Here is a 12,332-nt window from a genome sequence, read left to right as displayed (position 1 = left end):
GTTAGTCGGCGCTCGGCGCCGGATAGCGTACTTCCAGCACTTCCAGTTCATCCACCCCGTGCGGGGCGTGGAAGGTGATCACATCACCTTCACGCGCCTTGGTGAGTGCGCGCGCCACCGGCGCCACCCAGCTGATCTTGCCATTGAGGGGATCGAGTTCATCGATGCCGACGATGGTGATGGTGCGTTCCTGCCCATGCTGGTCGCAATAGGTCACGGTGGCGCCGAAGAAGATCTGGTCAGAGCCATGGTGCACGCTGGGGTCGACGACGGCGGCCAGATCCATGCGCTTGGTCAAGAAGCGGATACGCCGGTCGATTTCGCGCAGGCGCCGCTTGCCGTAGATGTAGTCGCCATTCTCGGAACGGTCGCCATTCGAAGCCGCCCAGTGGACGATGCGCACCACTTCCGGCCGCTCCACATCGATCAGTTGCAGCAGTTCGTCCTTGATGCGCTGGTAGCCAGCAGGCGTAATGTAGTTTTTCGAGCCGGGCGGGATGGCCAGCGCCAGTGCGGCTGCTTCGTCATCGTCATCGCCATCGGATTCTTTTACAAAGGCTTTATTCATAAGCCTATTGTAGCCAATACAGGCCCGCTGTGCAGTGTTGCGGTATGGCCCGATTTTCCCCGCAGTCGCAACGCTTTCACGTATCATGCAGGCGACAGCCGACGTAACGCTGGCGTAGCAAATCAGGAAAACCTAGCCTCATGTCTGACAAGAACCGCATCAAAATCTTTATCGCCGACGAACATGCCATCGTGCGCGAGGGGCTGAAACATGTGCTGGCCGCTACCACCGACCTGCAATTCGGCGGCGAAGCCGATACCGGCCTCGATGCCATCCGCCTGCTGCGCAAGGCGCGCTGCCAGGTACTGCTGCTGGAAATCGCCCTGCCCGACCGTAGCGGCATCGACGTACTGAAACAGATCCGTAAAGATCACCCCGATCTGGCCGTGCTGATTTTTTCCCAGCAACGCGAAGAACAATATGCGCTGCGCGCCCTCAAGGCCGGTGCCGCCGGCTATCTGGGCAAGCAGTGCGCGCCGGCCGAACTGCTGGACGCCATCCGGCAGGTGGCGGGCGGCCTCAAATATGTCAGCGCCACGCTGGCCCAGCAACTGGCCAACCACGTAGGCGAAGACCATCTGGCGCCACCGCACGAAAGCCTGTCCGACCGCGAATACCAGACCCTGACCATGATTGCCTCCGGCAAGACAGTGAGCAATATCGCGCGCGAGCTGTCGCTGTCCGTCAAGACGGTGAGCGAATACCGCGCCCGTCTGCTAGTGAAAATGCAGCTGAAAAACAGCGCGGAACTGACGCACTACGCCATCCGCAACCGCTTGGTAGAATAAGCCGCAGCAGGGCTGGCCGACAGGCCGACGGCTTGCCGTTTATTAATGCCAAAAGGAAATAGGTTTTCTACCCTCTACTCGGGGGAATGGCGGGCTCAGCAGGCACTTAAGATGTTAAGAACGAGTCTATCTTCACGAGGTCGCGCTTCACATGTCCAGCAAACCCCATACTCCCGAGCAGAATCCGGCCGAGATCGCGCGCGAAGCTTTCCGCCGTCTGGCCTTGCGGCGCGTCGCGCCCACGCCGGAAGCCTACCGCGACATCTACCATGAAATTGCCGGCACCCAGGCGGTGGCGCCTGCCAGCCCGCTGGGCGCAGTTGATCCCGGCCCTGAATCCGTACTGAGCCAGTTTGCCAACCGTCTGGGCGAACAGACCCATGGCGATCTGGCCGATTTCGGCCGGCGCTGCCAGCGTGCCCTCAAGTCGCGCGACTGGGATGGCTATGGCCGCGCGCTGAGCCAGCTGGCAGAAAAACATTTACAGCCCAAGCGGGGCGGCATCGAAGTCGCCGGTCTGGCGGGCGACGATGACCAGACCCGCACGCTGCGCGATCTGCTCAGCCGCACCCTCACCTATGCCGTGGCTTCGCTGCTCACGGGCGCGCCGGTGCTGGTGGCCGAGGCGGAATCGCTGGGCGCCGCCACCAAGCTGGCGCATAGCGAAGAAGCGCTGGCCGATATCGCTGTGCGCCTGAAGCAGCTGTGCTACCAGATCGAATTACGGGGCGGCGATAGCGCCGAGCAGCAGGAACTGCTGCTGCGCCTGTTCCGCCTGCTGCTGGAAAACGTGGGCGAGCTGCTCGATGACGATAGCTGGCTGCGCGGCCAGATCGAGGCCGTGCAGAACCTGATCTCCGGCCCGCTCGATGTGCGCGCACTGGAAGAAGCCACGCGCAGCCTGAAAGAAGTCATCTATAAACAGGGCCAGCTCAAGCACAGCCTGTCTGACGTCAAGCTCACCGTCAAAAATATGATGATGACCTTTATCGACCGGCTCGGTCAGGTGGCCGCCTCGACGGGCGACTTCCATGAAAAGATCGGTGGCTATTCGGAAAAGATCAGCAAGGCCGACAATATCGCCGAGCTCAACACTATCCTCGATGAAGTGCTGCGCGAAACCCGGCTGGTGCAGAGCGAAGCGCTGAAGGCGCGCGACAAGATGGTGCTGGCCCAGCAGGAAGTGCATGATGCCGAACAGCGCATCCACCAGCTGGAAGCCAAGCTGCAGCATTTAAGCGAACTGGTGCGCGAAGACCAGCTGACGGGCAGCCTGAACCGGCGCGGCCTCGATGACGTGTTCGAACGGGAAACCGCCCGTTCCGACCGCCGTGGCACGCCGCTGTGCATCGCCATCCTCGATCTGGACGATTTCAAGAAGCTCAACGATACCTATGGCCACATCGCTGGCGATGGCGCGCTCAAGCATCTGGTCAAGATCGTCAAGGACACCTTGCGCTCGATGGACGTGATTGCCCGCTTCGGTGGCGAAGAATTCCTCATCCTGATGCCGGAAACCACGGTGGAAGCGGCCACCAGCACCATGACCCGCCTGCAGCGCGAACTGACCAAGCACTTCTTCCTGCACGATAACGAAAAAGTGCTGATCACCTTCTCGGCCGGCGTGGCCCTGCGCCGCCCGAATGAGGAGCAGACGGAACTGGTCAAGCGGGCCGATAAAGCCATGTACACCGCGAAACAGACGGGTAAAAACCGCGTCGTCGTTGCTGATTAGTTAACAAAAATCCCGTTTCCCCAGAGAGCCCGGCCTGTGCCGGGCTTTTTTTTGCCGAAAAACATGGGCGAAAAATAAATTTTTTCGCCCTAAAGTTTCCGAAATTGGCGTCGTTTAGACGCCCAGCAACAGGGAACTTGAGGCGTTTTCGACAAAATATTGCGGCTTTTTTACCCTAAATTTTTCCCGCACGGCAACCGTTAGTCATCACAACAGCGGTTTGATTGTCTCGGAATAAGGAGACAGACCAATGGGAATGAGCAAATAGCCCAATCGAAGTATTAAGTCTGGAGAAACATCATGGCACAAGTCATCAATACCAACCTTGCATCGCTGAATTCGCAACGTAACCTGACCACCTCGCAAGCATCCCTGTCGACTTCGCTGCAACGCCTGTCGTCCGGTCTGCGTATTAACAGCGCTAAAGACGACGCTGCAGGTCTGGCTATTTCCGAGCGCTTCACCTCGCAAATTCGCGGTAATACGACGGCTGCTCGCAACGCCAACGACGGTATCTCGCTGGCGCAAACGGCCGAGGGTGGCTTGAGCACCGCCGGCGATCTGCTGCAACGTATTCGCGAACTGGCTGTTCAGTCGGCCAACGGCACCAACTCCGATTCCGACCGTAAATCGATCCAGGGTGAGGTTTCCGCTCTGGCAAACGAACTGAACCGCGTGGCTAACACCACCCAGTTCAACGGTCAAAACGTCCTGGACGGCTCGCTGACCTCCTCGCAATTCCAGGTCGGCGCCAACGCCAACCAAACCATTAACGTGGGCGTGCAATCGGCTAAAGCAACCGACATCGGTAACAACGCTCTGGCCGCTCTGTACGGCAACACTGCCGGTAGCGCCAATGCTGCCACTGCCACCACCGCCAACGGCGTCGCTGCCCAGACTCTGACCGTTACCTCGGGTACCGGCGTGAGCACCAGTGTCGACGTGAAAGTGGGCGACAGCTCGAAAAAAATCGCTGCTGCCGTGAATGCTCTGAGCGGCACCTCGGGTGTGACGGCCACCGCTTCCACCACCGCTACCCTGTCCGGCCCAGCCGCGACCGGTTTCGCTGATGGTTCGCTGCAATTCACCCTGCGTGGCGACAACTCGATCGAAGCCGATGCCAACTCGACCGCCGTGACCATCTCGGCAAAAATCAAAGGCGGCGATCTGTCGGCAGTAGCCCAGGCCATCAATGCGCAAGTCGGCACCACCGGCATCAGCGCAACGATCCAGACCAACGGCACTACCCACAACAAAGAGATCAAACTGACCAACGCTTCCGGCGCTGACATCCAGATCACCAACACCAATGCTGCTGCCGATGACTCGCTGGCCGCTGCGGCGCTGCGCGGTCCAGACCAGCCAGCCAACGGTTCGGTGGCTGCAGTGGAAGGTAGCCAGCAGGTAATCGGCGCTTCGGGTAGCTCGAGCACGGTAGGCGGCCACCTCGACTTCTCGTCGGAAAGCGGCTTCACCATCAGCTCGACCACCACCGACATCGTGGCGGCATCGACTGGTTCGGATCTGCAATCGGTCGCCAAAATCGACGTCAGCACCGTGGACGGCTCGAACAAAGCTCTGAAAACGCTGGATGCTGCGCTGAACCAGATCAACTCCAACCGCGCTGCACTGGGTGCGATCCAGAACCGCTTTGCTTCGACCATCTCGAACCTGAACATCGCGACCGAGAACTTGTCGGCATCGCGTAGCCGGATTCAAGATACCGACTTCGCTGCAGAAACCGCCAGCCTCACCCGCGGTCAGATCCTGCAACAGGCTGGTACCGCGATCCTGGCCCAGGCGAACTCGCTGCCTAACGGTGTGCTCTCGCTGCTGCGTGGCTAAAATCCGGGGATGAGCTGACATAAGTTGTCACTCTGACTAGGTTCCCCGGCTGATGTCATCAGTCGGGGATTTTTCACAAAGGAAGCATCATGACTATCGATACTATCGGCACTAGCACGACGGCCCGCACGGTCGACCGTCCTGCCGCCAGTGAAACGGCCGCCAGCCAGGGCGCTGCGCGGGCACCTGCGACCGCCGTGGAAACGGCTGCTGCAGTGACCGCCTCGGCCAATGTGCCTACGCTGGATCAGGTGAAAAATGCCGTGTCGCAGCTGAACAAATCGTCGCAGGCCAAATCGCAAGGTCTGGAATTTTCCGTCGACAATGACACCAAGCGTACGGTGGTCAAAGTGGTCGATTCCGGCACCGGTGAAGTCCTGCGCCAGATTCCTTCGCCTGAAGCACTGGAAATTGCCAAATCGCTGGAATCGAAGTCCAGCACCGGTCTGCTGATCCAGCAAACCGCCTGAAGCAGCTGCGCACTACGCGCAGTTGCTGCAGCTACACCTTCCACCGCCACGCCGCCGTTAGCGTGCCCGCCTCTCACGGCGGCGTCTGTGTGACGCCGGGCCGTCGTTTTGTCACATCCCTACTGCCTGTTTTTTCAGCTTTTCCCGAACTGGCGGGTATTCCCCCCTCTCAAGTCGGGTTTGATTCGGCCGATATTGTCTTATATTATTGCTTTACTTAGGAGTGCAACGTGGGCATCTCATCACCCGGCATCGGCTCAGGCATCGACGTCAACACCATCGTCAGTAAACTGATGGCGGTGGAGTCTGCCCCGCTGGCGGATTTCGACAAGAAGTCGGCCAGTTATCTGGCCCAGGTGTCGGCCTTCGGCAACCTCTCCAGTGCGCTGGGCAGCTTCCAGGGCTCGCTTTCCAGCCTGACCTCGGTTTCCAGCTTCCAGTCACTGATCAGCACTCCTAGCGATTCCACCGTCATGAGCGCCAATGCCAGCAGTACGGCACAGACGGGCAGCTACCGCGTCAACATCAGCCAGATCGCCCAGGCCCAGACGCTCGCTTCCGGCGGCTACAAGAGCACCACCGCCACCATAGGCGTGGGCAATAAGACCACGATTAATTTTTCGCTCGGCACGGCCAGCGGCGGCACTTTCGGTATCAGCGGCACGGCGCTGGGCGCCAGCCTGAGCACGGGCGGCCTCACACCGGGCGCGCTGACGCTCAACAACACCGTGATCGCAACGGATGGCAGTACCCGCAGCGCCCGTCTGCTGGCGGATGCCATCAATGCCAAAAGCACTACCACCGGCGTCACCGCCAAGCCTTCCGCCACCCTGACCAGCGCCAGCCTGTTCGGCGCCTCCGGCGCTACCAGCTATGGCGACGTCGATACCAGTGGCGGCGGTAGCTATGCGCTGAGCGTGGGCGGCGTCGAGATTGCGGCCCAAGCCAGTGGCGTTGCCGCTGGCGCCGGCCTGACGGCTGCCGCGCTCGACACGGCGCTGGCCGGCAGCGCCGTCAGCCGCGCACTGGCCGACGCCAACATCACTGTTACCGGAACGGCCGCGGACGGCACGCTGCAGTTCAGCAATGCCGACGGCAGCAATATCGCCATTACCGAAGTGGTCAGCGGCACGGTCACTGGCGGCATCGGCAATAGCGGCACGGCCAATGTGGGCTCCAGCAGCACCGCCGTGGGCAGTCTGACGCTGGTTTCCACCGACGGCAGCCCGATCACCGTGGGCGGCACCAATCCGGCCGGCGCCGGTTTCACGGCCGGCACGGGCGGCGCCTACATCGGTGCCAGCTTCACTGCCGATGCCACCCGCACCAGCGGCAATATCGTCATCGACAGTACGAATAACACGCTGCAGGGCATCCTCGAAGCCATTAACAAGGGCAATTTCGGCGTCACGGCCAGCATCGTTTCGGATGGTTCCAGCGGCACCGGCGCCACCCCCAACCACCTGATCCTCACCTCCAGCGCCACCGGCGCCAGCTCGACCATGAAGATCACGCTGGCTGGCTCGGGCGGCAATCCGCCCGACCCCGATCTGGTGGCCCTGCTGGGCTATGATCCGGCCGGGGTACAGAACCTGAGCCAGAAGGCGGCAGCGGCCGACACCCGTGCCACCGTCAACGGCATTGCCGTGACCAGTACCGGCACCAGTATTTCCGGCGCCATCGCGGGCGTCAACATCAGTGCACTGGCGGTCGGCAGTTCCACGCTGACGGTGGCCAAGGACAGCAGCGCGCTGACCACCAACGTGAATAACTTTGTCAAAGCCTACAACGAGCTGAACAGCCAGATTACGTCGCTGGGCGCGTACAACGCTGAAACCAAGTCGGGCGGCCCGCTGCTGGGCGATACCACCCTGCGCAGCCTGCAGGCCGGTATCCGGCGCCAGCTGTCCACCTCGATTACCGGTTTGCGCGGCACCAGTCTGACCAATCTGTCGCAGATCGGCATTTCCTACCAGAAGGACGGCACGCTGGCGCTGGATAATGCCAAGCTGCAAAAGGCCGTCAACAGCAATTTCAACGACATCGCCGGTCTGTTCGCCGCCGTCGGGCGCGGTACTGATCCCGATATCAAGTTCGTCAGCTCGGGCTCGAATACCAAGGCAGGCGACTATGCTATCAATATTACCCAGCTGGCCACTCAGGGTACGCTGCAGGGCACGCTGGCACTGCCGGCCGAAACGACGATCGATGCCGATACCACCTGGACGGTCACGCTGAACGACACCACCCCGCCCACGCTGGACAACACCGCCACGATCAGCCTGCCGGCCGGCACCTACAACCCCAGCCAGCTGGCCACGCTGCTGCAATCGTCCATCAACGGCGTATCGGCGTTTTCCAATGCAGGTGCCAGTGTCACGGCCACCGTGGGCGACGATGGCAAGCTCAAACTGCAATCGACCCGCTATGGCGCGAAATCGAATATCGAACTGATTACGGCCAGCGGCACCGATGTCAGCAGTGTATTCGGCAGCGCCAGTTCGGTCGACGGCCTGGATGTGGCCGGCACTATCGGAGGCTACACGGCCACCGGCGATGGCCAGAACCTGACGGGCGCCGCCGGTGCCCCCGTGGAAGGCTTGAAACTGACGGTGACCGGCGATGCGCTGGGCAACCGCGGCAGCTTCGGTTTTTCGCAAGGCTATGCCTACCAGCTCAATGCGCTGGCCGCCACCTATCTAGGTGCCAAAGGGGCAATTACCAGCCGTACCACAGGGCTGAATAATTCGGTAAAAGACATTACCAAGCAAAAAGAGGCTCTTAATTCGCGATTGGCGGACATCGAAGCACGTTATCGTAAGCAGTACACGGCACTCGATACGTCGATTGCCAGTATGAATAAAACCGCGTCATTCCTGACGCAACAGTTCGCAGCTCTGAATAATTCGTAGCCGCGAACGCTTTAACAGGAGAGTGAGTATGTTCGGATCCCGACAAACTGGCGTGCATGCCTATGCCAAAGTAGGTATGGAAACCGGCGTAGTAGCCGCCAGTCCCCACAAGCTCATCGTCATGCTGTTTGACGGTGCGCTGGTGGCGCTGGGCACTGCGCTGCTAAGCATGCGCGACGGCAATATCGGCGAAAAAGGCAAGTCGATCTCCAAAGCCATCATGATCATCGATAGCGGCCTGCGTGCCGCGCTCGACAAGAAGGCCGGCGGCGAAATTGCCGAAGGTCTGGATGCGCTCTACGAATACATGAGTGCGCGGCTGCTGACCGCCAACCTCAACAACGACCCCAGCATCCTCGAAGAAGTCCAGCGTCTGCTGACGGAATTGCGCGATGCCTGGAATGCCATCGCCGATACGCCTGCTGTCACTGGCCAGCCTGCCCCTACCCCTTCACTCGCGAGTGCCTGATACATGATGAACCACCAACAAGTGCTGGCTGTGTATGCCACCATGGCCGACCTGACCGAACAGATGGTCGTGGCCGCGCAACGCAGCGACTGGGACCAGCTGGTGCTGCTGGAGCAGCGCTGCGCCGCCCAGGTGCAGATCCTGCGCGAGCAGGATACAGGCCAGCCCATGCGCGGCGCCGAGCGCGAGCGCAAGATCGAACTGATCCGTCAGATGCTCAATGCCGACCGCCAGATCCGCGACCTGACCATGCCGTGGATGACCCAGCTATCCAGACTGATCAATTCCACCGGTACGGAACGGCGCGTGGTCAACGCTTACGGTAGCGTCTAACGGCGCAGCCTGTCATGCTGCCCAGCCCGCTGACCATTGCCCCTGTCGGCGCAGTCTCGGCAGCCAGTCCGGCCGTCGCCATCGGCGATGGCCGTCAGGCCGCCTTCCAGCGCGCGCTGCAAAGTCTGGTTGGCCAGTCTGTCACGGGCGAAGTACTGTCGCGCTTCAATGATGGCAGTTTCATGGTCAACGTGGCCGAACATGCCGTCCGCATGCAGCTACCGGCCGATGCCGGCGTAGGCAGCCGCCTGCCCCTCACTGTCCTCAGCGCCGAACCGCGCGCTACTTTTGAACTAGCCCAGCCCAGCAGCAGCGTGGTGCTGTACGGCGAAGCCCATGTGCCGGCCGGCACCGGCGACCTGTACCGCCCGCAGTCCGGTAGCGCGGCGCCTGCCAGCAGCAGCCCGTCTGCGCCGGCAGCGCCCGCCGGCAATGCTGCCGGCGCTCCCGGCGCCAGCAACGCGGCGCCGGGTAGTGCCAGCGCGCAAGCCGCTGCGGCCAGCCTAGCGGGCGATGCTGCCGAAAGCGCCGCCAGCGCACGCCTGGCGGCGCCCCCATTCGCAGGGGCCCAGCAGGCTAGCACGGCAGCCCAGCTGGCCAGCATGGCCGCCGCCTATCCCGCGCTGGCAGCAGCGGCCGCAGCAAGCGCCACAGCCGCCAGCCGCAGCCCCGCAGCCGCCAGCCCCCTGCTGCCCGCCAGCGATGACGCCGCCGAGGGTGCCAGTGGCGCGGGCAGCGCCCATGCCACCACCAGCCCCCGTGCCAGTGCCAGTGCCAGTGCCAGTGCTGGCGGCGCTGCCAGCGCCAGTCAGAGCAGCCGTGCCCACAGTGCTGGCGCCAGCCTGCTGGGCAAAGCGCCGCTGACGCCGGCCGCCCAGCTGCCGGGGCTCGATGCCGGTACCAGCCAGCCGGAACTGAGCACGGCGGCGCGCATACTGGGCTCGCTACTGAGCCAGCCTGCGGCCGCCAGCGCCTTGCCCCTGCTGGGCAAGGCTGCGCTATTCAGTCAGGGCGCGCCGGAACCGGCCCAGCTGGCGCAGACTCTGCAGAACAGCATCGAAGAAAGTGGCCTGTTCTACGAGTCCCATGTGGCGGCATGGAGTCGCGGCGAACGTACGCTGGAACAGTTACAGCGCGAACCGCAGATGCAGCAGGCGCGCCTGCCTAGCACGGCCAGCAGCGATGCGACAGCCGTGCCGGACCGCAACGCTGCCCAGCAGATCAACCAGCAATTGCTAACCCATGAACAGGGACGGGTACAGTGGCAGGGCGAAGCGTGGCCAGGCCAGCCCATGCAGTGGGAAATCCGCCGCCAGAACGAGCACGCAGCGCGCGGCCGCAGCAGCGGCGGCGAAGCGGATGCCACGCCCGTCTGGCGCAGCAATCTGCGCCTGCGTTTTGCCGAACTGGGCGAACTGAACGCCAGCATCACGCTGGTAGGCCAGCAGATCCATTTACAACTGCAGACCGACGATGCGGCCAGCGGCGCCACCCTGCGCGCCCAGGCGGGCGTGCTGGAGCAGGCCATGGCAGCCGCCGGCATCCCCCTGAGTTCCTGCCAGATCAATGACGGTGACAGCCATGACGGATGAGCAGTCGCCCCGAGCCGTGCCGCGCGCGGTGGCTCTGGCCTATGGCGTCAACGATGCGGCGCCCAAGGTAGTGGCCAAGGGGCGCGGCCTGATTGCCGAGCAGATTATCGACATCGCGCTGGAAGCGGGCGTGTTCGTGCACGAGTCACGCGATCTGGTGTCTTTGCTCATGGATATTGACTTGGACCAACAAATTCCGCCCGCGCTCTATAGGACGATTGCGGAACTACTAGCGTGGCTATATCATATTGAATCAGCGCAAAAGTCTGGTCTGCCGCTACCGGCACCACCCGACCCGCTCGCTTCACTCAACGCCACTCTCACCGATAAGCAGAACTGATGTACCCACATTTTCAGGATACGGCATTAGAAAACTGGCACGATTTCGAAGTCGAATCGCGCAGAGAAATCATTTCCCTGCTGCGTGGAATAGGCGCCAAGAAACAGCTGATCCGCATGCTGATCCAGGGCGAGAATGACGTCTGCGTCACCTCCATCCTCGATGTCGATGAGGACAGCAACACTGTGATACTCGATACGGCTGTCGATACGGCGCAGAACAAGCGCATCCTGTCGGCCAGCCGGCTGTCGTTCGAAACCTCGCTCGACAAGGTCCGCATCCTGTTTGCTGCCGATAGTGCCAGCGCCACTACCTATGGCGGCAGTCCGGCCTACCGGATACCCGTGCCGGCCAGCCTGATCCGCCTGCAGCGACGCGAGTATTACCGCATCGCCACGCCGGTCAGCAATCCCGTGCGGGTGCTGCTCAAGCTGCCGGAAGAACTGGGTGGCCCTACCAGCTTCCCGCTGGCCGATATCAGCTGTGGCGGTATTGCCATCCTCGATAACAAGATGATTCTGGGGGAAGCCATCGGTCGTGAATTTCAGGAATGCAAGCTGGAATTGCCGGAAATCGGTCCCGTGATTACCGATCTGCAGGTACGTAATTCGCTCGATCTGACGCTGCTCAACAACAAGAGCAATCGCCGTCTCGGCTGCGAATTCATGAATATTTCGCGTGGCAGTCTGGCCGCCGTGCAGCGCTACATCACCCGTCTGGAACGCGAACGCAACGCCCGCATCGCCGGTCTGAACTAGATCAACCGGACCGGCACGCGCTGCCGGCTTACACCTGCATATTCATGATGTCGTGGTAGGCCGACACCAGTTTGTTGCGCACCTGAATGGTGGCCTGGAAGTTGATACTGGCTTTCTGGGTGGCGATCATCATGTCGGACAGGCTGACGCTATCATCCCCCAGCGCGAATTTCTGGCTCATGTCCTCGGCCTTCACCTGACTGGCGTTGACGCCATCGAGCGCCGACTTGAGTGCATCGGCGAACTGGACACGGGGCGCCGGCGCGGCCGCCGGTTCCGTCTTGATCACAGGCGGCGTCAGTCCCGGACGGGCCGCATGCGCCTTTAGCTGTGCGATCATGTTCTGGATCTGGGTACTGTCGATGCCACCGGTTTTCATTGCCTACTCCGTCTTGTTGCTGTCATGGAACAAATTCCACGTCATGGCGGGCCGCAGCGTTACAATACGTCACGGCTCTTTCAGTGCTAGCAGAATAGCAGGGCATGTGTCCAGCAACAGTTGCGAGCAGAGGCCTAAACGAG

12 protein-coding genes are annotated in these 12,332 nt (G+C 61.7%); 10 read left to right on the top strand and 2 right to left on the bottom strand.

The features are described from left to right. Position 1: 1 nt before the first annotated feature. A complete protein-coding gene (gene greB / locus ABNT42_RS06335; protein ID WP_348695483.1) occupies positions 2–568 on the bottom strand; it encodes a transcription elongation factor GreB in 567 nt (188 codons plus the stop codon). A 140-nt stretch (positions 569–708) separates the two neighbouring features. Between greB and ABNT42_RS06330 the strand changes: the two genes are divergently transcribed. The 10 genes from ABNT42_RS06330 to ABNT42_RS06285 all read left to right on the top strand — a co-directional run bounded on the left by ABNT42_RS06330 (position 709) and on the right by ABNT42_RS06285 (position 11,810). After that, positions 709–1,356 carry a response regulator transcription factor gene (locus ABNT42_RS06330; RefSeq protein ID WP_348695481.1) on the top strand — a complete coding sequence of 216 codons (648 nt, stop codon included), beginning with the start codon at positions 709–711 and terminating at the stop codon, positions 1,354–1,356. Between the two features lie 151 nt (positions 1,357–1,507). Beyond that, positions 1,508–3,091, top strand: coding sequence for a diguanylate cyclase (locus ABNT42_RS06325; RefSeq protein WP_348695478.1), 1,584 nt, complete (start codon positions 1,508–1,510; stop codon positions 3,089–3,091). Between the two features lie 300 nt (positions 3,092–3,391). After that, complete coding sequence (locus ABNT42_RS06320; RefSeq protein ID WP_348695475.1) at positions 3,392–4,936, top strand: flagellin; 1,545 nt, start codon at positions 3,392–3,394, stop codon at positions 4,934–4,936. Positions 4,937–5,025: 89 nt separating this feature from the next. After that, entirely contained in the window at positions 5,026–5,406 is a 381-nt protein-coding gene (locus ABNT42_RS06315; RefSeq protein ID WP_348695472.1) for a flagellar protein FlaG, read from the top strand. Positions 5,407–5,636: 230 nt separating this feature from the next. Continuing rightward, on the top strand, positions 5,637–8,318 hold the full coding sequence (fliD, locus tag ABNT42_RS06310) for a flagellar filament capping protein FliD (protein WP_348695469.1): 2,682 nt from the start codon (positions 5,637–5,639) through the stop codon (positions 8,316–8,318). A 28-nt stretch (positions 8,319–8,346) separates the two neighbouring features. Then, positions 8,347–8,787: a flagellar export chaperone FliS gene (gene fliS / locus ABNT42_RS06305; RefSeq protein ID WP_161033980.1), complete on the top strand. Its 441-nt coding sequence runs from the start codon at positions 8,347–8,349 to the stop codon at positions 8,785–8,787. 3 nt (positions 8,788–8,790) lie between these two features. Next, positions 8,791–9,120, top strand: coding sequence for a flagellar protein FliT (locus ABNT42_RS06300; RefSeq protein WP_348695464.1), 330 nt, complete (start codon positions 8,791–8,793; stop codon positions 9,118–9,120). Positions 9,121–9,134: 14 nt separating this feature from the next. Beyond that, positions 9,135–10,712, top strand: a complete 1,578-nt coding sequence (locus tag ABNT42_RS06295; protein ID WP_348695461.1) for a flagellar hook-length control protein FliK — start codon at positions 9,135–9,137, stop codon at positions 10,710–10,712. After that, entirely contained in the window at positions 10,702–11,052 is a 351-nt protein-coding gene (locus ABNT42_RS06290; RefSeq protein ID WP_348695458.1) for an EscU/YscU/HrcU family type III secretion system export apparatus switch protein, read from the top strand. The genes ABNT42_RS06295 and ABNT42_RS06290 overlap by 11 nt, the downstream gene beginning before the upstream one ends. Continuing rightward, positions 11,052–11,810 (top strand): flagellar brake protein, encoded by a 759-nt coding sequence (locus ABNT42_RS06285; protein WP_348695455.1) that lies wholly within the window; start codon positions 11,052–11,054, stop codon positions 11,808–11,810. Before ABNT42_RS06290 ends, ABNT42_RS06285 begins: the two co-directional genes overlap by 1 nt. Positions 11,811–11,838: 28 nt before the next feature. Here the strand turns inward: ABNT42_RS06285 and fliE are convergent, their stop codons facing one another. Then, positions 11,839–12,189 (bottom strand): flagellar hook-basal body complex protein FliE, encoded by a 351-nt coding sequence (gene fliE, locus ABNT42_RS06280; protein WP_348695452.1) that lies wholly within the window; start codon positions 12,187–12,189, stop codon positions 11,839–11,841. Positions 12,190–12,332 lie beyond the last annotated feature (143 nt).

It is taken from the genome of Duganella fentianensis, assembly GCF_964031615.1.
Taxonomy (GTDB): domain Bacteria; phylum Pseudomonadota; class Gammaproteobacteria; order Burkholderiales; family Burkholderiaceae_D; genus Rugamonas; species Rugamonas fentianensis_A.
Note: the sequence above shows the minus strand (reverse complement) of the source record. Positions and strands in the feature narration are given on the sequence as shown.